At 67.8% G+C, this 21,768-nt stretch carries 21 protein-coding genes; 8 read left to right on the forward strand and 13 right to left on the reverse strand.

Annotated features, from left to right (window positions below):
* Nucleotides 1–2: 2 nt before the first annotated feature.
* Nucleotides 3–1,499, reverse strand: a complete 1,497-nt coding sequence (locus tag ACP3TD_RS18560) for an aldehyde dehydrogenase family protein (RefSeq protein ID WP_426764450.1) — start codon at nt 1,497–1,499, stop codon at nt 3–5.
* Nucleotides 1,496–3,670, reverse strand: a complete 2,175-nt coding sequence (betT, locus tag ACP3TD_RS18565; RefSeq protein ID WP_426764451.1) for a choline BCCT transporter BetT — start codon at nt 3,668–3,670, stop codon at nt 1,496–1,498. The genes ACP3TD_RS18560 and betT overlap by 4 nt, the downstream gene beginning before the upstream one ends.
* Nucleotides 3,671–3,968: 298 nt before the next feature.
* Here betT and ACP3TD_RS18570 point away from each other — a divergent pair, with 298 nt between their 5' ends.
* Together ACP3TD_RS18570 and ACP3TD_RS18575 are read left to right on the forward strand one after the other, a co-directional pair.
* A complete protein-coding gene (locus ACP3TD_RS18570; RefSeq protein ID WP_426764452.1) occupies nt 3,969–4,271 on the forward strand; it encodes a putative quinol monooxygenase in 303 nt (100 codons plus the stop codon).
* A gap of 60 nt (nt 4,272–4,331) precedes the next feature.
* The gene (locus tag ACP3TD_RS18575; RefSeq protein ID WP_426764453.1) at nt 4,332–4,982 is read left to right on the forward strand and encodes an MBL fold metallo-hydrolase; all 651 of its coding nucleotides are present in this window, start codon (nt 4,332–4,334) and stop codon (nt 4,980–4,982) included.
* 109 nt (nt 4,983–5,091) lie between these two features.
* Here the strand turns inward: ACP3TD_RS18575 and ACP3TD_RS18580 are convergent, their stop codons facing one another.
* Complete coding sequence (locus tag ACP3TD_RS18580; RefSeq protein ID WP_426764454.1) at nt 5,092–6,978, reverse strand: DEAD/DEAH box helicase; 1,887 nt, start codon at nt 6,976–6,978, stop codon at nt 5,092–5,094.
* Between the two features lie 327 nt (nt 6,979–7,305).
* Between ACP3TD_RS18580 and ACP3TD_RS18585 the strand changes: the two genes are divergently transcribed.
* Entirely contained in the window at nt 7,306–8,112 is an 807-nt protein-coding gene (locus ACP3TD_RS18585; RefSeq protein WP_426764455.1) for an SAM-dependent methyltransferase, read from the forward strand.
* A gap of 7 nt (nt 8,113–8,119) precedes the next feature.
* On the opposite strand, the gene ACP3TD_RS18590 is transcribed toward ACP3TD_RS18585, so the two are convergent.
* Nucleotides 8,120–9,505, reverse strand: coding sequence for an MFS transporter (locus ACP3TD_RS18590; RefSeq protein WP_426767301.1), 1,386 nt, complete (start codon nt 9,503–9,505; stop codon nt 8,120–8,122).
* Nucleotides 9,506–9,511: 6 nt separating this feature from the next.
* Nucleotides 9,512–10,831 (reverse strand): MFS transporter, encoded by a 1,320-nt coding sequence (locus ACP3TD_RS18595; RefSeq protein ID WP_426764456.1) that lies wholly within the window; start codon nt 10,829–10,831, stop codon nt 9,512–9,514.
* A gap of 211 nt (nt 10,832–11,042) precedes the next feature.
* Here ACP3TD_RS18595 and ACP3TD_RS18600 point away from each other — a divergent pair, with 211 nt between their 5' ends.
* Nucleotides 11,043–11,423, forward strand: a complete 381-nt coding sequence (locus ACP3TD_RS18600) for a hypothetical protein (protein WP_426764457.1) — start codon at nt 11,043–11,045, stop codon at nt 11,421–11,423.
* 124 nt (nt 11,424–11,547) lie between these two features.
* Nucleotides 11,548–12,477: a tRNA (guanosine(46)-N7)-methyltransferase TrmB gene (gene trmB / locus ACP3TD_RS18605; protein WP_426764458.1), complete on the forward strand. Its 930-nt coding sequence runs from the start codon at nt 11,548–11,550 to the stop codon at nt 12,475–12,477.
* Between the two features lie 34 nt (nt 12,478–12,511).
* Here the strand turns inward: trmB and ACP3TD_RS18610 are convergent, their stop codons facing one another.
* Together ACP3TD_RS18610 and ACP3TD_RS18615 are read right to left on the reverse strand one after the other, a co-directional pair.
* Nucleotides 12,512–12,958: a hypothetical protein gene (locus ACP3TD_RS18610; protein ID WP_426764459.1), complete on the reverse strand. Its 447-nt coding sequence runs from the start codon at nt 12,956–12,958 to the stop codon at nt 12,512–12,514.
* Between the two features lie 4 nt (nt 12,959–12,962).
* On the reverse strand, nt 12,963–14,543 hold the full coding sequence (locus tag ACP3TD_RS18615; protein ID WP_426764460.1) for a hypothetical protein: 1,581 nt from the start codon (nt 14,541–14,543) through the stop codon (nt 12,963–12,965).
* Between the two features lie 167 nt (nt 14,544–14,710).
* On the opposite strand from ACP3TD_RS18615, the gene ACP3TD_RS18620 reads away from it, so the two are divergent.
* Together ACP3TD_RS18620 and ACP3TD_RS18625 are read left to right on the forward strand one after the other, a co-directional pair.
* Entirely contained in the window at nt 14,711–15,559 is an 849-nt protein-coding gene (locus ACP3TD_RS18620) for a DUF1206 domain-containing protein (RefSeq protein ID WP_426764461.1), read from the forward strand.
* 96 nt (nt 15,560–15,655) lie between these two features.
* Nucleotides 15,656–16,144: an SRPBCC family protein gene (locus ACP3TD_RS18625; protein ID WP_426764462.1), complete on the forward strand. Its 489-nt coding sequence runs from the start codon at nt 15,656–15,658 to the stop codon at nt 16,142–16,144.
* Here the strand turns inward: ACP3TD_RS18625 and ACP3TD_RS18630 are convergent.
* A complete protein-coding gene (locus ACP3TD_RS18630) occupies nt 16,141–16,899 on the reverse strand; it encodes an anti-sigma factor family protein (protein WP_426764463.1) in 759 nt (252 codons plus the stop codon). The genes ACP3TD_RS18625 and ACP3TD_RS18630 overlap by 4 nt on opposite strands.
* Nucleotides 16,896–17,396, reverse strand: a complete 501-nt coding sequence (locus tag ACP3TD_RS18635; RefSeq protein ID WP_426764464.1) for a sigma-70 family RNA polymerase sigma factor — start codon at nt 17,394–17,396, stop codon at nt 16,896–16,898. The genes ACP3TD_RS18630 and ACP3TD_RS18635 overlap by 4 nt, the downstream gene beginning before the upstream one ends.
* Nucleotides 17,397–17,575: 179 nt before the next feature.
* On the opposite strand from ACP3TD_RS18635, the gene ACP3TD_RS18640 reads away from it, so the two are divergent.
* Nucleotides 17,576–18,124: a COG4315 family predicted lipoprotein gene (locus tag ACP3TD_RS18640; RefSeq protein ID WP_426764465.1), complete on the forward strand. Its 549-nt coding sequence runs from the start codon at nt 17,576–17,578 to the stop codon at nt 18,122–18,124.
* Between the two features lie 111 nt (nt 18,125–18,235).
* Here the strand turns inward: ACP3TD_RS18640 and ACP3TD_RS18645 are convergent, their stop codons facing one another.
* The 4 genes from ACP3TD_RS18645 to ACP3TD_RS18660 form a co-directional block, all read right to left on the reverse strand.
* Entirely contained in the window at nt 18,236–19,030 is a 795-nt protein-coding gene (locus ACP3TD_RS18645) for a hypothetical protein (RefSeq protein WP_426764466.1), read from the reverse strand.
* A complete protein-coding gene (locus ACP3TD_RS18650; protein ID WP_426764467.1) occupies nt 19,023–19,601 on the reverse strand; it encodes an RNA polymerase sigma factor in 579 nt (192 codons plus the stop codon). The genes ACP3TD_RS18645 and ACP3TD_RS18650 overlap by 8 nt, the downstream gene beginning before the upstream one ends.
* Nucleotides 19,602–19,745: 144 nt before the next feature.
* The gene (locus ACP3TD_RS18655; RefSeq protein WP_426764468.1) at nt 19,746–20,477 is read right to left on the reverse strand and encodes a protein tyrosine phosphatase; all 732 of its coding nucleotides are present in this window, start codon (nt 20,475–20,477) and stop codon (nt 19,746–19,748) included.
* Nucleotides 20,478–20,716: 239 nt separating this feature from the next.
* Nucleotides 20,717–21,568 (reverse strand): DMP19 family protein, encoded by an 852-nt coding sequence (locus ACP3TD_RS18660; RefSeq protein ID WP_426764469.1) that lies wholly within the window; start codon nt 21,566–21,568, stop codon nt 20,717–20,719.
* Nucleotides 21,569–21,768: the final 200 nt, after the last annotated feature.

Below are 21,768 nucleotides of genomic sequence, written 5' to 3' on the forward strand. Positions count from 1 at the left end.
TCCTACTTCCCCTCTGCAGCGGCGGCATGATCGCTGAACCAGCCGGTGACCTGCGGATCGATGTTCTGGTAGATGTGCTTGGCTTCCTGGTATTCGGCCAGGCCGGTGGGGCCAAGTTCGCGGCCCACGCCCGACTGGCCGAATCCGCCCCACTCCGCCTGCGGCAGGTAGGGGTGGAAATCGTTGATCCAGATGGTGCCGTGGCGGAGCGCCCGGGCTACCCGCTGGGATTTGCCGGCGTCCTGGGACCAGACAGCTCCGGCCAGGCCGTAGTGTGTGTCGTTGCCTATCTTCACGGCTTCCTCTTCGGTGCTGAACGTCTCCACGGTGACGACGGGGCCGAAGGCTTCGTCCACCACCACGGACATGCCGCTCTTGACTTGATCCAGGACGGTGGGCAGGTAGTAGAAGCCCTTCTCCAGCTCACCCTCACCCCATACGCCGCCGCAGCGCAGGCGGGCACCTTCGGCAATGCCCTTCTCCACGTAGGTGGTGACCTTGTCCCGGTGGGCGGCGGAGATCAGCGGGCCGGTTTCGGCGGCCGGATCAAACGGGCCGCCCAGCCGGATCTGCTTGGCGCGGCGGACCAGCTCATCCACGAACTTCTCCGCAACGGATTCCTCCACGATCAGGCGGGCACCTGCGGAGCACACCTGGCCGGAGTGGACGAACGCTGCATTGAGGGCGTTGTCCAGGGCGGCGTCGAAGTCGGCGTCCGCGAAGATGATGTTCGGGTTCTTGCCGCCGAGTTCCAGCGCCACCTTCTTGACTGTGCCGGCCGCCGAGGCGGCGATGGCTTTTCCGGTTTCCAGGCCGCCGGTGAAGGAGACCAGGTCCACCTCCGGATGGCCTGACAGGACCGGGCCCACCACCTTGCCGTCACCCAGGACAAGGTTGGCGACGCCGTTGGGCAGTCCCAGCTCCTGGAGGACTTCCATCATGAGGATGGAGGTGTGCGGCGTCAGTTCGCTGGGCTTGAGGACGAAGCTGCAGCCGGCTGCCAGCGCGGGCGCAATCTTCCAGGCGGCCTGCAGCAGCGGGTAGTTCCACGGTGCGATGAGGGAGCAGACGCCCACCGGTTCGTACTCGATGCGGCTGACCACGGTGGGGCTGCCTGCGTCCACCACCCGGCCGGAGTCCTGGCCGGCCAGCTTGCCGAAGTACTCGAAGCAGTTGGCGATGTCGTCCATGTCGATTTCGCTTTCCGCCAGGCGCTTGCCGGTGTCCAGCGTCTCTGCACGGGCAAAGTCGTCCTTGCGTTCGCGCAGCCGGTTGGCTACCTGAAGCAGGAACGTTCCCCGCTCCAGCGCGGACTTTCCGGCCCACTCACCGCCGTCGAAGGCGGCCCGTGCAGCCGCAATGGCGCGCTCGGCGTCGGCCGCCGTGGCTTCCGCGACGGAGCCAACCAGCTCCCCGTCCGCGGGGCAGTGGATCTCCCGGGTGCCGCCGTCGGACGCTGCCGTCCAGCTGCCGCCAATGAAAAGCGTAGACGTGCTCACTTTGTTTCCTCCTGCATGTCGAAGTCGGATTCCCAATTGTCTTTTGCCACCTGGTCCTCAACCAGCAGCGTGTTTCCCGGCGCTGCACGGTTCAGGTGCAGGAATTCAAGGTGCTGTTCGTAGTGGTCCAGGACATCGGTGATGACCTGTTCCTTCGTGTATCCCATGAGGTCGTAGCCATGGCTGCCTTCCAGGGAGAACACCTCCATGCGGTAGTAGTGGTCGTCCGGGTCGGCGCGCCGGGTGGCGTAGCTGGGGGTCTCGTACTGGACCGGGTAGATCTGGTATTTGAAGGCCCGTTCCTCCCCCATGGCCAGCTGCAGGTCGATGCTGGGGATCCCGCAGGCCTCCACCGTGGAGATGGTCAGCGTGGTTTCGGCGCCCTGTTCACGCAGTTCCGCCTCCACCTCCTGCAGCGCAGGGATGGCCACTGTCTCGGCGAAGCGGGTGGTCTGCTTCCTGCCGGGGTAGCTCATGGCGCGGGAGAGCCGCTGCCGCCAGGTCCGGCCGGAGCGCTGATCCGCGGCGCGTCCGGTGATGATGCCGGGAAGGCTGGCACGGTAGCTGTCGTTGAGCGAGTTCTCCACCCGCAGCGCTTTGTAGAGGCCCAGCATGATCAGGACCAGCAGCAGTGACAACGGCAGGCCCATCACGATGGTGGCGTTCTGCAGGGTGGTCACCCCGCCCACGGTCAGCATAGCGAGGGTGAGCAGGCCGGTGGCCACTGCCCAGAAGACGCGCATCCACTCCGGGCCGTCCGAGTCCGCGTCCTTCAGGTGCGAGGTGAAGTTGGACATGACCAGGGCGCCGGAGTCAGCGGACGTGACGTAGAACAGCAGCCCGGTGAAGGTTGCCACCGCGGCCGTGACGGGAACGGCCGGGTATTGCGCCAGAAGGCTGTAGAAGCCCCGCTCCGGGAAGTTCATGGCTGTTTCGCCGAACGCGGCGTTGCCGTTCATGATCAGGTCCAGGCTGGAGTTTCCGAAGATCGAGATCCACAGCACGATGAACAGGAAGGGGACGGTCATGGTACCCAGCACGAACTGCCGGATGGTGCGGCCGCGGGAGATGCGGGCCAGGAACAGGCCCACGTACGGCGCCCAGGCGATCCACCAGGCCCAGAAGAACAGCGTCCAGGCGTTCATCCAGTCCGTGGGCCGGTCGTAGGCAAAGGTGTCCAGGGTCATGGCGGGGAAACGGCTCATCACGTCGCCGATGTTCTGGATGATCCCGTCCAGCAGGAAGTTGGTCTTGCCGGTCACCAGGATGAACAGCATGAGGACCACGGCCAGGATCACGTTCAGTTCGGACAGCCGGCGGATGCCCTTTTCAACGCCGGACACCACGGAGACCGTTGCCATCACCACGGAGAGGACAATCAGGCCGATCTGCACTGCCAGGTTTTCCGGGATGCCGAACATGAAGTTCAGCCCGTAGTTGAGCTGGACGACGCCGATGCCCAGGGAGGTGGCGATGCCGAAGATGGTGCCAAGCAGCGCAGCGATATCCACTGCGTGCCCCATGGGCCCTTCGATCTTCTTGCCGAAGATCGGATACAGGGCCGAGCGGATACTCAGCGGCAGGTTGTGGCGGTAGGAGAAGTAGCCCAGCGCCAGGCCCATGAGGGCATACAGGGCCCAGCCGGTGATGCCGTAGTGGAACAGCGTCCACACCAGCGCCTGGCGTGCGGCTTCCGCGGTCCCACCTTCGCCCTGCGGGGGTGCAAGGTACTGGCTGACGGGTTCGGAGACGGAGAAGAACATCAGGTCGATGCCGATTCCTGCCGCGAAGAGCATCGCGGCCCACGTGAACATCCCGAACTGCGGCTTGGAGTGGTCCGGGCCCAGTTTGGTCTTGCCCACCCGGGACAGGGCGGCGATGAGGACGAAGATGACCACCGCGGTGACGATGAGGAAGTAGTACCAGCCCATGTTGGTGGAAACCCAGCCCACCATGGCGCCGATGACGGCGTCGGCATTGTCCTTGGCGAGGATCGCCCACAAGGCGATGCCCACCACACCGATGGCCGAGCCGAGGAAAACGGTCTTGTTGACCCGGGTTTTGGCCGCCGGGCCGGCGCTCTTGTTGGTGTCTCCGCAGATCGCGGGTGGCGTTCGTTCTTCTTTCTCAGGACCCGTGGTGTCCACGGGCGGTACTGCATTCTGGCTCATCAGATCCCGTTCCAGTTTTGAGGCTGCGGTCCAGACGCCGGGCGTACGGTGCCGCTCAGGGCACACCGAATAAAGATCAGGCCGGGCGTCGTATTGAGTCTGGCTTGGCTTTCGACGCTACCAACGGGTCCACGGAATGGACCACTTATATGAATCCGGTCACGGCTGCCCGTGACGTGGCCAACGGCAAAAATCGCGCGTATGCGCCCGGGTTTGCAGGGGAAGAAAGCGGTCCCGGCGCTGGTTGCAGCAGTAGGGTTGGCTGGACCGGCCCTACTCCCACAAGCCAAGGAGCACCATGCCCGCCATTGTCCATTTTGAGGTCCGGATCGATCCCGCACGCCGGGATGAGGCCGCGACGTATCTGGCCGAAACGCTCGCCGCCACCCGCGCCTGGCCCGGCAACCAGGGCATCGAGGCGCTGGTGGACGACGCCGACCCCTGCCACATCCTGGTGGTGGAAACCTGGGCCACAACGCAGGACCACGACGACTACGCGGCCTGGCGCACTACCCCGGAGGGCAAGAGCACCCTGGGCGAGATCCTGGCAGCACCCCCGTCCAAGCAGGTCTACTCGGAAACCCTGCCGCTGGGTCTGTAGCGCCTGTACGGTGGCCCGGGTTCCAGAGCCCGGGCCACCGGCGTCCCTAGACTGAAGCCTATGGACTCACTTCTGTACGACCTGCCGGCCCTGACCATCCGCAGCATCTCCGTCAGCGAGATGGACAACAACGTGTACCTGCTGACGGCGAAGGAGAGCGGCGCCCAACTGCTGATCGACGCCGCCGACGACCTCCCGGCCATCCGGCAGCTGATAGCGGACGGCGCCGCGGACACCAAGGCCGAGCCGCACCTGGCCCTCATCGCCACCACGCACCAGCACTGGGACCACGTACGGGCCCTGAAGGAACTCGTGGAGGCTACGGGGGCGCGCACCGCCGCGGGAACGGACGACGCCGAGGCGCTGCCCGTTCCGGTGGACGTCCGGCTCAGCCACGGCGACGTAGGTAACTTCGACGGCTTCAACGTGACGGCGGTGCACCTGCGCGGCCACACCCCGGGCTCAATCGCGTTTGTGTACGAGGACCCTGAAGGGTTGGCGCACATCTTCTCCGGCGACTCCCTGTTCCCGGGCGGCGTGGGCAACACCCAGAAAGACCCGGAACGGTTCGCCCAGCTCCTGGACGACGTCACCGAGCGGTTGTTCAACGCCTACCCGGACACCGCCGTCGTCCATCCCGGCCATGGCAAGCCCACCACCCTGGGCGCCGAACGGCCGCACCTGGAGGAATGGCGCGCCCGCGGCTGGTAGCCCTTAACCGCATCAAGTGCTCCGTAACTGCCCCTATGAAGCTTCAAGGGGCAGTTACGGAGCACTCGATGGACTAACTGGGCGCTGGGCCCCGGCAGACTGGCGGGGATTAGCGGCCGCGGCGCTCGTTCGACGCAGGCGCGGAAGCGCGGCGGGGACCGCTGCGTGCCGGACGGCCGGAACCGTTGCCCGAGCCGGCGCTGTAGGAACCACCCGAGGTGCCGCCGGTGTTGGAGGACCAGACTGCCTTGGAACCGCCGCTGGCTGCTCCGGCGGAACGCTGGCCACGGCCACCGGACGCACCGGCTGCTGCACGCTGGCCGGTAGCCGGACGTCCGCTGCGCTGCCCGCCGCCCGAAGCGGGACGGCCGGAGCCGCCGCGGGGTGCCTCGCTGCGGGTAATGCGTGAATCGGTGCGGCCCTCCGAAGAGCGTCCGTCCGAACCACGGCCGGCAGCTGCGCGGCCGCCTGCTGCGGGGACGTCGTTGCGGTGGGTGCTGGCGGTGCCACGGCCGCGGGCATTGCGCCGGGCAGATGCTGCCGCCACGGAGCGGTCCTCGTTCTGCTCCCGTACGGCGTCGACGGCGGCGCGGGCCTCGGTGCGGCCTTCGAAGGCAGCAGCGCGGCGCTGGGCGCGGGGAACGTCGGTACGGGTGGGCTCGGCGGAGACCTTGCCCCTGCCGCCACGGCCACCGCGGCCACCAGCCGACGGGGACGCCTGGCGGCGGGCGCGCTTGCGCTCGGCGTTGGCACCGGTGGAGGTGCCGCCGCCCTGCTGCGCAGCCTTCTTGGCCAGCAGCGCAGCGCGGGTCCGCGGATCGATCTTGTCAGCCATTTCGCCCACCAGGTCGGCGACCAGCGGGGAGTTCGCGGTGACGCGCTCGAAGCTGACCTCGACACCGGCGGCCTTCATCAGCTTCTTCACGTCGGACTGCTGCTCCGGCAGGGTCAGCGTGACCACGGTGCCGTCGGAACCGGCGCGGGCGGTACGGCCCGAGCGGTGCAGGTAGGCCTTGTGCTCGGTGGGCGGGTCGACGTGGATGACCAGTTCGACGTCGTCGACGTGCACACCGCGGGCGGCGACGTCGGTGGCCACCAGGACGCGGACGTCACCGTTGGAGAATTCGGCCAGGTTGCGGTCACGGGCGTTCTGCGAGAGGTTGCCGTGCAGGTCGACGGCGGGGATTCCGGCGTCGGTGAGGGTCTTGGCCAGCTTGCGGGCGTGGTGCTTGGTCCGCATGAAGAGGACGCGGCGGCCGGCGCCGGAGGCGAGCTCCACGATCAGCTGCTTCTTGACGGTCTGGTCGTTGACCACCAGCACGTGGTGTTCCATGGTGGTCACCGCGGCCTGCGGGTCATCCACGGAGTGGGTCAGGGGGTTGGACAGGTAGCGCTGGACGATCTTGTCCACACCGTTGTCCAGGGTTGCCGAGAAGAGCAGGCGCTGGCCCTGGCTTGGGGTCATGTCCATGAGCTTCTTGACCACGGGCAGGAAGCCGAGGTCGGCCATGTGGTCTGCCTCGTCCAGGACGGTGATCTCCACGGCCTCAAGGGTGAGGATGCGCTGGCGGATCAGGTCCTCCAGGCGGCCGGGGCAGGCGATGACGATGTCGACGCCGGCCCGCAGCGCCTTCTCCTGGCGGGCCTGGGAGATGCCGCCGTAGATCACGGTGGTGTTCAGGCCGGCGGCCTTTGCCAGGGGCTCAATGGTGGCGTTGATCTGGGTGGCCAGTTCACGGGTGGGTGCCAGCACCAGACCCATGGGGCGGCCGGGCTTGCGGAAGTGCTTGGCTTCCCGCTCAGCGAGTCTTGCTACAAGCGGGATAGCGAAAGCAATGGTTTTACCGGAGCCGGTCCGGCCGCGGCCCAGGACGTCGCGTCCGGACAGCGTGTCCGGAAGGGTCTTGACCTGGATGGGGAACGGCTCAACAATCCCCTGCGCGGTAAGGGTGTCTGCAAGGGCCTTGGGAGTACCGAGGGCAGCAAAAGTAGTCATGTATTTAATACGATCTTTCAGGCGGTATCCAGGCGGATATCGGCCCCCGGCACCGGTTGGACCAGGGGTTCGCCGAAGAAAATTCAGGTGATCAACCGTTCTGCTGCATAAAGGGGCAGCCAGCCGGGACCAAATGGAATGCGTTCATCGACGCAGGATGTGCCTCTCACATGAAAAAAGCCCTGTCCCTAAATGAAGGGTTACCAGGGCATCACTGCACATCAAGTTCCACTATCGTAGCATCCTTGCCCCATCGGCGTATAAGTGACGGCATCCGCGGCCACTCCGGCCGTTGCCCTGCCGGGTGCCACAAGGCAGGGTTGAGGCATGAGCGAACACGCGGCGCACCACCACGAAACGCACGACGACGGCGCCTCCACCGGCGGGCACGGCACCAACGCGGACAGCACCAGTGCGGACCACCACAGTGCCGACGGCACCAGCCCGGACCATAACGGAGCCGAAGGCGCCAGGGCCGGCATAGATCCGGCCGCGGCCTGGGACGAGCGGTACCGCACCAAGACGCAGCTCTGGAGCGGAAACCCGAACCCGCAGCTGGTCCGTGAGGCCGGGGGCCTGGAACCGGGACATGCGCTGGAACTGGGCTGCGGCGAAGGTGCCGACGCCATCTGGCTGGCCCATCACGGCTGGACGGTCACCGCCGTCGACGTCTCAGCGGTTGCCCTGGAACGGGCGCAGTCCCACGAAAAAGCCGTGTTCGGGCGCGAGAGCGTGCAGGCTGCGGAGGGTGCGCCGGCCAGCCGCATCACGTGGCAGCGGGCCGACCTGGAACAGTGGCGGCCTGAGGGCGCCTTCGACTTGGTGACCTCGCAGTTCCTGCACTCCGAGGAACTCGACTGGCGGCTTCCGCTGCGGACCGCAGCAGAAGCCGTGAAACCCGGCGGAACGCTCCTGGTGGTTGGGCACCACCCGGACCGGCTGCCGCCGTGGGGCGGCGGGCACCACCACGGGGACATGTTCTACAAGGGTGAGGACCTGGTCCGGGAACTGGCCCTGGAGGGCCCGGGCTGGCAGGTGGAAGTGCTGACCAGCCGGGAGCGCCCGGTTACGGGGCCGGAGGGCCAGCAGGCCACCATCGCGGACGTCGTGCTGCGGGCCACCCGGCTCCGCTGACCGGGGTTCACCCCGCACGGGAGGTGACCCGCGGCGCCACCACCGCCGCGGCGACGCCCACCAGCGCAGCGAAGGTGAAGACACCGGCGAAGGAGGCCGCCGTCGTCGTGAACGCCGTGAAGACGATGCCCGTGGTGGCCAGTGCCAGTGCCCCGCCAAGGGAGTCGGAGATGGACATGGCCGAGGAGTTGAAGCCTTCGTTGTCCTTTGTGGACAGTGCCAGGGTCATCACGCTGAGCCGCGGGTAGAGCAGGCCCATGCCGCCGCCGGCGAAGATCCAGCCCACGATCGCGACGGCGGCGGGCCAGTGCAGCGCGGTGGTGGCCAGCGCGAGGATGACCGCGCCGAGGACCATGAATGCCCCGGTACGGACCGCGCCGGGATGGGACAGGCGGTCACCCAGCCGGCCCTGCACGGCCGCTGCCGCCGCCCAGGCCAGCGCGCCGCCGGTGAGGGTGAGGCCGGCGAAGGTGGGCGTGAAGCCATACTGCTCTATCAGCAGGTACGGCAGGTAGACCTCGGCGCCGAAGAACGAGGCTGACGCGAGTCCGCGGGCCAGGATGACGCTCGGCAGCCCTCGCCGGGCGAGGAGGGTTCCGCGGGGAACCAGTGGCCGGACGGCGGCAAGGGCAAGCGCGACGGCGGCGACGGCCAGGACCGCGGTGGCGGCCGGAAAGCCCTGGATGCGGACCTCGGCGGACAGGTTCAGCCCCAGCACCGCGACGGCGGCGAGCGCCGCCCAGCCCAGCCTGCCGATGGCCCAGGGCGTTGCGGGTGCCGCCGTTCCCGGCCGGTCCATCCCCTTCAGCACCGGGGCGATCATGAGCAGGGCCGGAATGACGAGGCCCACGACGCCCAGGAAAACCCAGTGCCAGCTGAAGACCTGTGCCACGATGCCGGCGGCAAACGGGCCCACGAGCGACGGGATTACCCAGGCGGCGGAGAACGCCGCGAAGATCTTGGGATGGAGCGCGCCCGGAAAGATCCGCGCCACCAGGACGTAGAGAGCCACTGTCAGGGCGCCGCCGCCGAGGCCCTGGACCAGCCTGCCGGCCACGAGCATCGGCATGGACACTGCGGTGCCCGCGATCAGGAGGCCAACCACAAACAGGGACACGGAGGCGTAGAGGGGGGCGGTGGGGCCGCGGCGGTCGGACCAGTTGCCGGCGGCCACGTTGCCGATTACCCCTGTTGCCAGGGGGCCGGCAAAGGCGAGGGCGTAGAGGCTTGCGCCGTCCAGTTCGCGGCTGACCAGCGGCATGATGGTGGTCACCGCCAGCGATTCGAAGGCAGCAAGGAACACCAGAGCGCAAGTCCCCACGGTGACCCACAGGTAGGGCCGCTGGAGGATGCCGGCCGTGGGCTCTGTTGCGGGGAGGGTGGAGTCGTGCACCGCCACCTACCCCACATACCTGTTGCGGCCGGCGCGGTAGCCGAAGACGGCGGCCAGCAGCCCCACCACGAGGAACAGGAAGCCGGCGGCGGCAAAGGTCCCTGTTCCCTGGTGCAACTGGCCCACCATCAGGGTCCCGGTGGAGCCGAGGCCGTACCCGACGCCCTGCATCATGCCGGACAGGTGCGCGGCAGTGTGCCCGTCGCGGGTGCGGAGCATGATCATGGTGAGGGCCACCGCGGTGAGGCTGCCCTGTCCCAGCCCCAGCAGGCCCGCCCATACCCAGACCAGGTCCAGCGGCCCGAAGATGCTCAGCGCGAAACCGCCTCCGGTCATCAGGGCAACAACGGTATTGATGGCCCGCTGGTCCCGGAACCGTGCCGCCAGGGAGGGAGCGAACAGTGAACCCAGCATCTGCAGCACGATGCTCACCGAGACGATCAGCCCGGCGGTGGCGCCGTCCACGCCGCGTTCCCGCAGGATGGGCGCCAGCCAGGCGAAGACGCTGAAGGACATCATGGCCTGCAGCACCATGAAGATGGTGACCTGCCAGGCCACCGCTGAACGCCACACGTTCACTCCGTCCCTGACGGCCTGGTGCCGGGCAGGATGCTGGCGCAGGGCCACGGGGAGGAAGAGAAGAAGGACGACGGCGGCCGGCAGCGCCCAGAACCACAGGGCCACGGTCCACTCCCCCGCAGCCGAGTAGACCGGGTAGGTGAAGCCGGCCCCCAGCGCGGCCGAGGCACAGATGGCCGTGGTGTACAGCCCGCCCATCAGGCCCAGCCGGTGCGGGAAGTCGCGTTTGACCAGGCCGGGGAGCAGGACATTGCACAGCGCGATGGCCGCACCGCACGCCGCAGTTCCGGCGAGGAGGCCGGGCAGGTGCCCGCCGGGAAGTCCAAGGTCAGCAGGGCGGAGCAACAGCCCCGCAGTCAGCACGGCCATGGCACCGAGGAGCACGCGTTCGGCGCCGAACCTCCGCGCCAGCGCCGGAGCCAGGGGCGCGAACACCCCCAGCAGGGTGACCGGCACCGTCGTCAGCACCACGACGGCCCAGCCAGGGAGCGACGCCTGGGCCGTGATCTCGGGAAGTACCGCCGAGAAACTGGAGAACACAGTCCGGAGGTTCAGCCCGATCAGCACCAGGCACAGTCCCAGGTAGGCCAGTTGCCTGCGGCTGCCCACCCGGGTTGGTGCGGGGGCGGGCGTTTCGTCGATCTCGGCATCAACCAGGCTGCTCCCGCCTGGGCGCCTCGTTGGGCTCAGCTCATCCGGTTCCTGTTGCCGCTGCTTCCTTGCCCCGGCACTCGTTGCTTCCGTCACCCGCCCATTCTTGCAGCACCCGCGCTGGCGGGTGCCCGGCTCCGGCAACTTGCCGCCGCCACCACGCACCCGGAGGTTATCCACATACGGGAACCGGTGGCTTTTGGGGCGGCCTGCGCTTTCCTAGTTTGGAGACGCGGACCACTGCCAAACGAAGTCCTTTACCCGTCCGCTGCCCAACTACCGGCCAATCCGGCCCAGCAGGGAGAACATGAGCGCGCAGCCCCTCCAAGAGTCCATTCCGCCCGTCCCCGGACAGCGGGTTTCCGCCAAGGCCATCGCCAGCCTGGTGCTGTCCATCGTGGCACCGGCCACGCTCTACATTTCCAGTCCCCTCGCGTTTATCGCCGTGCTGATGACCTACCCGGATGAAGGCCCTTCGCATGCGCCCTGGGTGGCGCCGTTGGTCTTCCTGAGCCTGCCGCTGGCCTGCTGGCTCGTGGCCGTCCCGTTGGCTGTATCGGTCATCAGGAAATCCACAGGCCGATCGGGCGGTTGGGGGCTGGCGGTGGCATCGCTCTGGGTGTCCGGCGTCCTCTTCGTGATCGCCCTGGTCCTCTCGCTGAGGTATGTGCCCATGCTGTTCTACTGATCCCGCAGGGTCCGTCCGGGTTCGCGAGGTCCATCCGCCCGCCGGCGGGCGGACGATGGGGCCAGCCGGACGGATGATGGGGCCGGGCGGGCGGCCGGCGTTGCCTGCCGGTATTCTGGAAGGGATGAGCGATTCCCCCGAAAACCCCCAGCAGCCGCATGTCCCCAGGCCGGTGACGCCCGGAACGCAGGCGTCCTTCGGCACCTACGGTGGCCGGCCGGTCAGCTTCGTGCGCCGCGGCACCCGCCTCCAGGGCCGGCGCCAGACCGCCTGGGAGGAGCACGCAGAACGGTGGGCCGTGGACGTCCCCCGGCACGTCGCCAACACGTCGGTCCACCCGGACTACACGTTCGACGCCGAGGCGGAGTTTGGCCGCAAGGCGCCGCTGGTGGTGGAAATCGGTTCGGGCCTGGGCGATGCCATCTGCCACGCCGCAGAACAGAACCCGGACACGGATTTCCTGGCTGTTGAGGTCTACACGCCCGGCCTGGCCAACACCATCATCAAGATCAACGGCCGTGGCCTCACCAACGTCCGCGTGGTGGAGGCCAACGCCCCTGAGGTGCTGGCCACCATGCTGCCCGAAGGCTCCGTCGATGAACTCTGGGTCTTCTTCCCGGACCCCTGGCACAAGTCCCGGCACCACAAGCGCCGGCTCATCCAGCCGGAGTTCGCCGGACTTGCCTCCCGTGCGCTGAAGTCTGGCGGACTGTTCCGGATTGCCACCGACTGGTCCAACTACGCCATCCACGTCCGCGACGTGATGGCAGGGTCCGCCGACTTCGAGAACCTGCACACCGGCGAGCGCCGCGGACCGGAGAGCCCGCTGACTCAGGTGTGGCAGTCCGGCGTCGAATCCGTGGTGGGTGGCGCCCCCGTCCGCGAGGGCCGAGCCCCGGTCAGCACCGGCCACACCGGTCCCAACGAGGGCGTGGATGAGACCGGCGGCTGGGCTCCCCGGTTCGAAGGCAGGATCAGGACCAGCTTCGAGGCAAAGGCCCACGAAGCCGGCCGGCTGATCTTCGATCTTTGCTACCGCAGGCGCCAGGCCTGACAACCGGGCGCTGCCATCGCGCCGGCTGAAGAACTCAGCTGACGCTGATGGCGGAGACGACCTCCTTGAGCAGGTCCAGGCGCGGCTCCGCTTCGGGGCTGGTGTAGGGCCAGATCACCACGACGCCGATGAACCGGCCGTTTTCCAGCACGCCTACCGTCGCCGCTACTTTGGGTGATCCCTGGGCGTCGGTGTAGCCCGCCACCACGGCGTACGCGGACTTGCCCGGCAGGCCGAGCTCGCCTTCAGCCAGCAGGGTTCCGCCGCGCTCCTCAAGGTAGAACCCTGCCATCAGGTGCGCCCAGCCCGTGGCCTGCGGCGCGTCCTGCACCGAGTTGTCGTCCTTGATGACCGTGACCAGGACTCCGCCCAGCAGGCCGTACTGCTCCGTGTTGGGACCGGCGCTGGAATCATCCAGGACCTGGGTGTACTCAGGGAAGTCTGCGGTAAACCCCAGCGGGGATTCGATGTGCACTGACATGGGTTCAGAGCCTCTCGAGCTTGGTGTCGTTGGGGACCTTATAGTACGTGGACACGTTGGTGGTGGCCGAACTTTCGGTCTTGACCTCCACCTCGCCCAGCTTCACGTCGAAGCCGGCCTCGTTGGAGGCGGTTACCACGCTGTTGACCTGCACGGTGGCTGAGCCGGCCTCGTACAGCTTGGCGGCGTCACGCGCTGCGCCGTAGTCGTTGCCCAGGGCGACGTTGCGCAGGTAGCTGTCCACCACGGCCCGGTTCTCCGGGGTGTAGTCCACGTTGATCTTCACGGTGCCCTGGGTTCCGGCGGACACGGAGGATTCCACCTTGGCAGCCTTCACGTCGGTGCCCTCCGTGACGCCCTGCGCCACGGTGCCTTCCATCGAGACCGTCACGGAATCGATGTTGTTGCCCTTGTCCATGTTGACCTGCAGGCCGCCCTTGCCGGAGGCCTCGAACGTCCGTCCGTCCAGGTTGAGCTTGCCCTGGGCTGACACTTCGCCGCTGGCGGTCGCCGTGCCGTCCGTGAGGTTACGTTCGTAGGAGAGGTCCAGCTTGGCAGAACCGGAAGCTGCCCCGCTCTCGCCCTCCGCCTCGAGGGACAGCGTGCCCTTGGCCTTGTCCGTCTGGCCGGTTGAGCCGTTGTCTCCGGCGGCATCGTTGATGGTGTCCAGGACGTAGCCGGGCGGGTTGCCGGCAACGTCCTTGATGTCGCTGATGCTGTCCGGCGGCAGGTCCCGGTACATCTGGGCCCGCGCAGCCATGGCTTCCTCCACGCTGGCGAACTTGTACTCCCGCGAAACTTCGCCGCTCAGGGTGACGCCAGCCGTGCCCGAGGTGTCATTGACGCCCAGGCCCATGTTTCCGTAGACCTTCATGGTGGCGGAGCCGTCCGCGTTCTCCACCACTTCGGTGCCTACTTCGGCACCGCCGTGCACCCAGGCGACGCGGGCTTCGATGGAGGCCTTGCCGGCCTCCGTGTAGACCGGAATGTCCGCCTTGGCCAGTTCCTGCAGGTGTTCCTTGGCCAGCTGCTGCGCGGACTCGGGAATGCCGCCGTCCATGCGCATAAGGTCCTTGGCGAAGGGACCGTCCTCGCCTTCGCCCTCGATCAGGTACTTCCGGTCCGCCTCGGACAGGCCTGCCCACCACTTGGCCTGCTCCTCCGGGCTGGCGTTGAGCATACGGTCCAGGCCGGACTCAAGTTCCTTGCGGTGTTCGGCCGCGGCCGCCGCGGCTGCTGCCTGCTCCTGCAGCCAGTCCCGCGCCTGCCCGGCCAGGGACTTGATCTTGTCCCAGGTGCCGCCCCCGCCGCCTCCGCCGGAGGAGTTGGAGGATTTCTCCTGCTCGTCCGCGTGCTTCATCAGGATCTTGGAGTTGGCCCGGAGGCTGGAGACCACTTTTTCCAGGTTGGGCCGGTGGCTGGAGCTCCAGTCCTGGCGGAAACGGGCGCCGTCGGCCCCTTTCCACGGTGCGGACTGGATCTGGCCCTGCAGCGAACCTGCGCGGCTGCTCAACAGGGAGGCGGCCTGGTCCACTGCCTTGGCCAGCGCCCGCAGCTGGCTGACGTCAGCGCCGTAAAAAGTCATGGTGTTCCCCCGGGTGGTTCGCGGTGAATGTGAATCGCTGAAGCTTATGGTTGCACAACCACCGGACCGGGGCGATGGGGATCCCTCCCCATCATCCGAACCGGCGTGGCACGATTACCTTGTGTGGGGCACGCACACCGGTGAACCACAGCGCCACCGTCCGGCGCATGCACAAAGGAACTGCCATCAAAAGAGAACTTAAGCAGGCCGCTGATGCGGCTGAAACCGTCACCAACTCAAGGGCACTGGAAGTGCTGGCCAGGGCGGGATTCGCGGCCAGCGGCATACTGCACCTCCTGGTGGGTGCCATAGCCATCCGCCTCGCCACCGGTGGAACAGGCAGCGCGGACTTCAGCGGGGCGGTGGCCGAGCTGGCTACCCAGCCCGCCGGCCCGTTCCTGCTGTGGGCCAGTTTCGCCGCCTGCGCTGCCCTGGCCATCTGGCAGGCCAGCGATGCAATCTTCGACTACACCCACCTTCCGGCCAAGCAAAAGGCCGCCAACAAGGCCAAAGCCGCAGCGCAGGCAATCGTGTTCGCCGGCATGGCCCTGACGCTGATGTCCTTTGCCATGGGCACAGGACATGACGAAGACAACCGAAAAGCCGCCAGCGACCTGACCTTCTCGCTGATGAAGGCTCCGGGCGGCGTCGCCCTGCTGGTACTGCTGGGGACCGCCATCGCCGTCACCGGCGTCGTGTACGCCATCCGCGGGCTGCGGAAATCCTTCGAAAAGCATCTGGTGCTGCCCAGCAATCCCAACGCCAGGACCGCCGTCACGGTGCTGGGCGTGGCCGGCTACGTGGCCAAGGGGACGGTGCTCTTGCTGACCGGGCTGCTGATCGCCATTGCCTCGTGGCAATCCCATCCGGAACAGTCCACGGGCCTGGATGGCGGCCTGCGCGGCCTGCGGGACCAGCCCATGGGGATCTACCTCCTGGCTGCGGTAGGGGCAGGGCTGATTTGCTACGGCGTGTACATGATCGTGCGGGCCAAGATCGCCCGGATGATCAAGTAGTCCGGGCAGGACGTACTTGAGGTGGCCGGGCCTGGCCGCCTCGCAGCCCCCGGCCCGGCGCCGCCGGGGTGCTGCGCGTGTCGCTAGGGTTGGACCATGCCCCAGGTACGCGCTGAACGCCATATCCGCACCGATCCGGAGACGGCCTTCGCCTTCTCCCAGACCACGGGTTCCTTCCGGTTGAAATGGGACCCGTTCATCTCCGCGCAGGGCTTCCTGGACGGCGCAGCCCAGGCCGGCAAAGGGGTCAGGACCCGGACGCGGTCCCGCCTGGGACTGGTGATGGTCAGCGAGTACGTCTCCTATGCGCCGCCCCGGAACGTAGGGATGACCATGGTGGCCGGGCCCTGGTTCTTCGAAAACTTCGGTGGGGGCTGGCGCTTCACGGCGGACGACGGCGGCACCCGGGCCGTCTGGAAGTACACCTTTTCCTGCCGCCCGGCGCTGCTGCGGCCACTGATGGAAAAGATTGGCACCTGGCTGCTGGGCCGGGAGATCGAGAAGCGGATCGAGGCGTTCGCGCGGGCTTGCGAGGACGCCGGCCTCCAGGCGGAGTTCCAGGAACTCCGCGGCCGCACCGCTTAGGGAACGGTGATTACGGCGACCGCCTGCTGCGTCCCGTCCCGCAGTTCCACACTGGAGATCCTGCCCAGCTGGATCGGCGTGGCGCCGGTGACCTTGACCCGGCCGCTGGGCGTGGCCGTCCAGGCGCAGGCGCGGTCCTCGCCGCCGTCGCGGTCCCTGACCCACAGCGAGAGCGTTCCGTCGGACGGCAGGCTGCTGCCGTTCACTGCCAGTTCGGTGCCCCAGGTCTTCCGGGCCAGGTCGATGCTGAACTGCAGCCCTCCGCCGGACTGCACCGAGTAGGTGGCGTCCGGCTGCGGCGCCCGCACCAGCAGCGGTCCCACGGCGAGGCCCACCGCAAGGCAGGCAGCGGCTGCGGCGCCTGCGAGCGCTACCCACCGCCGTCGCAATGTCCGGCGACGGCGCGCAAGTTCGTGCAGCAGCGGCCGCGACGCGGGAACCTGGTCCGCGGCCGGGCGGGGAAAGGCCGCGGGCAGGGCGTCCGCCAGCCCGGCCGCAGGCACGGGCTCCTTGGCACCGGGCTCGGTGGCACCGGATTCCGTGGCGCCGGATTCCGTGGCGCCGGGAACCGACGTGAGGGCCAGGGCGTCCGGCACTGGAAGGGCGTCGAGCAGCGCGGGGAGTGTCTCCAACCCGGCGAGCTCGTCCCGGCATTCGCGGCACTGCCCCAGGTGCGATTCGAACACTGCCCGGTCTCCGGCGTCGAGCCCGCCCAACAGGTAGGCACCCAGCAGGTGGTGGGGGTCCGAGGTCATGGTTCCACCCCCATCTCATCCAGGATGGTCCGCAGGGCCCGCACGGCGTAGTAGGCGCGGGACTTCACGGTACCGCTGGGGATATTGAGCTGGGCGGCGGCCTCGTTGACCGTGAAGCGGCTGTAGTGCAGCGCCACCAGGACGTCCCGGTGTTCCTTGCTGAGTCGCAGGAGGGCCTCCTCGATCAGCACCCGGTTCAGCAGGCCGTCCACGCGCTCCATGACCCCGGCCTGGCGGGATGGCTCGCCCTCCAGGGTTTCGGCGGGGCGGCGCTGGGCGCGCCGGTAGTTGTCGATCATGATGTTCCTGGCCGTCCGGTAGAGGTAGCTGCGGATGCTGCCGTTGATGTCGGGTGCCTGCTGCCAGACACGCAGCACGGTTTCCTGCACCACGTCCTCGGCCAGCTGCGGGTCCCGCGATGCACTGAGCACAAACCGCCGCAGCGCCGTGCCGTGTTCACGGTAGAGGGACTCCACCGCATCCTCGTCGAGCGGCATCCCATCCTCCTGCCCCGCGTTCATCCGCTGTTTGTCCATTCAGACGCCGTTTCCGGGCAAATGGTTCAACCGAACGGGCCTACCCTGTTTTGCCGGCGCCTTGAACCATTCTTCACCCGGAGGCGTCATACCGGTTAGCGTCCGGTGATCCGACGCCGGACACCAGCAAAGGAGCAACCATGAAATCCCGTTTGGGTGCAGGTTTCGCCATTTTGGCCCTCACTGCTGCACTGGCCGCCTGCGGCGGAAGCAGCGGAACCACGCCGGCTTCCACCCCGGCCGGCACGGCAAGCGCCCCGGCCACTTCTGCGGCGACCACCTCACCGTCCGCCACCTCCACCGGTACCTCGAGCGCCGCCGTGGACCTCAAGACGGCGTCCTCCAGCGCGGGCACCATCGTGGTGGACGCCAAAGGCATGAGCGTCTATTTTTTCACGAAGGACACCAAGGACTCAGGTACCAGTGCATGTGCTGATGCCTGCCTGAAGGCGTGGCCGCCGCTGACCACCACGTCCGTCACACCGTCGGCCGACGGTGTGACCGGGAAGCTGGGCACCATCACCACGGCGGACGGCAAGCAACAGGTCACGCTTGAAGGCATGCCTCTGTATTACTTTGCCAAGGACACCAAGCCCGGAGATGTCCTGGGCCAGGGCGTCAACAACGTCTGGTACCTGGCAAACCCGTCCGGCAGCATGATCCAGACGGCCAGCGGCGCCGCCTATTAGGGGCTGACCGCCAGGCCCTTGGCTTCGTGGAAACAGCTTTCCCGGGCACAGTTTTCGCGGGCACGGGGACTCAGGCACAGATCCCCAGGCACAGAGACGGGCTGCAGGCGCCTATTGGTGGGGGGCTGCAGGAAGCGTGGTGGGCAGCGGAAGCTGCGGCACTTCCGGCAGTGGCACCTGCGGCCGCTGGGGCAGCCTGTCCGTGACCCCGGTGGGGACGGCCGTAGGCAATGACCCTGGCCCTGGCACGCCAGCAGGCTTGCCCGGTGTCGCGGGCGGGGACGGTACGCCTTCCGGAACAGCGGGAGCGTCCGACGCCGGCGCCCCGGCAGGTGCCTCAGCCGGCACAGGTGCCGTGGGCACCCCAGCCGGGCTTACCGGCGCAGCCGGGGCAGGCGCCGCCGGTTCCTTCGGTTGCGCCGGGGGTACGGGGGCCTGCCGTTGTCCGGCGGGCCCGGATCCCGTGACGAAGGAGGTCACGGCGTGGTTGAGGTGGGCGAACGAATCGCGGATGCCCTGATCGGACGCGGCAGCAACAGCGCCGCCGGCGGTCAGGGTGACGCCCAGGGTCAGCGCGGTGAGGGCGGCCCGGCGCTTCGCCCGGCGCCGCGCGGCAAGCTCGTCGCCGGGCGGGCCGCTTACGCCATGCGGGGCATCGGCCACGGCGGCAAGGGAATCCGCCGCGGGTTCGGCCGGGTCAGCAGGCTCAGCAGCGGTTTCGCCGGACCCGGCCGTGCGGGCACGCTCGAGCAGCGCCGCGACGGCGGCCGAGGGCTCGGGAACTTCGGCGCCCAGGGCGCGGAGCTGCAACAGGGCGGGGCGGAGCTGGCCGTCGTCGTCCACGTCTGCCTCGAGCAGCAGCTGGTCAACGAATCCTTCACTGCGGGATCCTGCGGTGTCACTCATGATTCGCCTGGTTTCTTTTGAGCGTCTGTGCCTTGAGGTTTTGGAGGGCCCTGCGCTGGAGCTGCTTGATGGCTCCGGCGCTTTTGCCCATGATGGCGGCCACCTGTTCGATGGACAGGTCCGCCACGATGCGGAGGGCCAGGACTTCCTGGTGTTCGTCGGCCAGCCCTTCGAGCATGGCGGCCGCCCCTCCGGTAAGTTCCACCGCGTGGTCCTCCGCGGACGGGGACGTCCGGGCGTCGTCGTGGGGATCGTAGGGCGTCAGCTGCGGCCTGCGCTCCAGCCGGCGGTAGTGGTCCACCATGCGGGCGTGAGCGATGGAGAAGATCAATGATTTTGCGCCCTGCAAGCCGCCCGTGAGGCTTTCGATCCTGGGGTAGAAGGCCAGGAAGACGTCCTGGGTCACGGCCTCGGGATCATCGACGCCGCGCGCTGTGAGATAACCCTGAACCGGGCCGGCGAAGGACCGGTAGGCAGCAGCAAACAACACAGCGGGATCTGCTCCGGCTGTGTTCTCGAATTCTTCGGTTTCTGCGTGGGCCATAGTGTCCAGCACCAGCGGCTCCTCCATTCCGGGATATGGCGTGCGCGCGCCCTTCCCGGTTCCATCTGCAGGCTGCCGGCGCGTTGCCCCGGCTGCGGCTTACCAGCCGCGGTGGACTGCGGGGGCAGGCGGCAAAGACCGTTTCCCGCAGTCCACCCTAGCCAACTGCTGCTAGCGGGCGGAAACGGAAGGTACGTCTACGCTGTTGCCCGGAATGGCGGGAACTGCGGGCACAGCCGGAACCTTGGGGGCGTCGTCCACGCCGGGGACGGCGGGAACAGCAGGAACGGCCGGCACGGTGGGGACGGCCGGGAGTTCCGGACGGTGGGCGTCGACGGCGGCGGAACCGTTGGCGGATGCGGCAGCCTTTGCTGCGGCATCGGCGTCAGCCGCGACATCAGCGCAGTAGCTGTCGATGTTGGCTTCGCCGTCGGCGGCGAGCTTCAGCGAGGAGAAGCCCTCGGAGGAAGCGTTCAGGCCACCGTGGGTGAAGGCGGTGCAAAGGCCGATTGCTGCAGCACCTGCGGCGTCCACGGCGGAGTCGGCGGCGGCGGAAGCGGAGCCCTTGGCAGCAACGCTGTCCTCGTTGACCTTGGCGTCGACGTCAGCGGAAGCAGTGGCGTCGGCGGAGGCTGTTGCCTTCGCCGTGGAATCAGCGGCAGCCTTGACGTCTTCAGCATCGGTGCTGGCCGCGGCGCCGGCGGTGCCTTCAAGGGCGTCGGTAGCGGCGTTGGCAGCCAGCTTCGGGGCCGGAGCGCCGAAGAGTTCGTGTGCGGTCTGCTGGGCTTCGGCGGGGAGGACACCGGAAGCGGCGGCTGCGCCGGTTCCACCTACGGCCAGGGTGCCTGCTGCCAGGACTCCGGCGGCGACTTTACTGGTGGCGAGAACGGTGAACAACGACATAAGACACTCCAAACGTAGACAACACTTGTGGTTCGGGCCCGCCGGGCGGGCCCATCACCTCCTACATCGCCGGGCGGTCCGGAAAGGTTACGGGTGCTGTGAAAGTTTTCCGGAAGCCCGGTTTCGGGGCGCCGGTCAGCCGGTTCTTTTGGCGGGAAGGGCCCGCATTCGCTGTTGCGTTACAGCGGATGCGGGCCCCTGGCGCTAAACGGCCGTGAGCAGGACAGGCAGGCCCGTTCCTAGGCTTCGACCAGCCCGGCGTCAGCCTCTTCGAACTCCACGGCCGCCACGATCTCCTGCGTTTCGGGGTTGATCATGAAGGCTTCGTCGTCCTCCTCAACCATGAGGAAGTCGCCGTGATCGGTGCTGAAGTACCACGCGAGGGTCTTTTCGCCGTCGTGCACGTAGTTGGGGTCACCCATGGTGATTCTGGCCAGCTCGTAGCCGGCAATGCTGCACAGTTCACGGATGATGATTTCGAAGTCGGGTGCATCCCCCAGGGCTTCCTCGGCCGCCCTGGCCTGGCGCTCCGCCAGGTCGGGGATCTGGGCAGCGAGCTGCTGGATGTAGGCGCCCACCTCTTCGTCGTCGAGGACCAGCAGGTCCGCCTGGCCGCGCAGCCACGCCGCGTTGAGGGCGGTGATGTTCTCCCGTTCCAGCAGTTCCTCGAACTCGCCGTCGAGCTCTTCCATGGCAAGGACCCCGGCCGGCACCTCGTCGTCGTCATCCAGCGGTCCGTCCAGGTAGTGCTCCGTGTCCTCTTCGGACAGGTCCCCGTAGGCTGCCGCTGCGCGGTTGAACAGGTCCAGGTGCGCCGTGGCGCCCATGCCGGCCATGCCCTCCCGGATGACGGTGTCCGTCTCGTTGCGGTCAACGGACATGAAGGCGTACTGCGCGAAGCCGCCCTCCAGCGCCTGGGTGAGGTAGAAATCCACGTAGTAGCTGCGGACGGCAACAGGCGACATTTCATCAGTAGCCAGGAGCGCGGTGTGCATGGCATCCACCACGCTGACGTTGGCCGCCACGGCTTCCTCATCGCTTGCTTCGATGCTGCTGCTGGTCAGGACGACGGGCTGCTGGGTGGTGATCATGGAATCCCTCACTGCTGGCTGGTGCTGCGGACATTTTTCACGCTACGTCCGCAAAACTGCCGCCCCGTGGAGGGGGACATGAACGTCAGGCGAAGTTTTCATGGGAGGCAGGTGCCGGGGCCGCGGCACGGCCGGGCTGCCGGGCGAACTAAGATGGATCAGATAACCACCCGACGGACCCGGCCCTTCCGTGGGCTGCT

It is taken from the genome of Pseudarthrobacter sp. 1G09 (assembly GCF_050038305.1).
Classification (GTDB): Bacteria; Actinomycetota; Actinomycetes; order Actinomycetales; family Micrococcaceae; genus Arthrobacter; species Arthrobacter equi.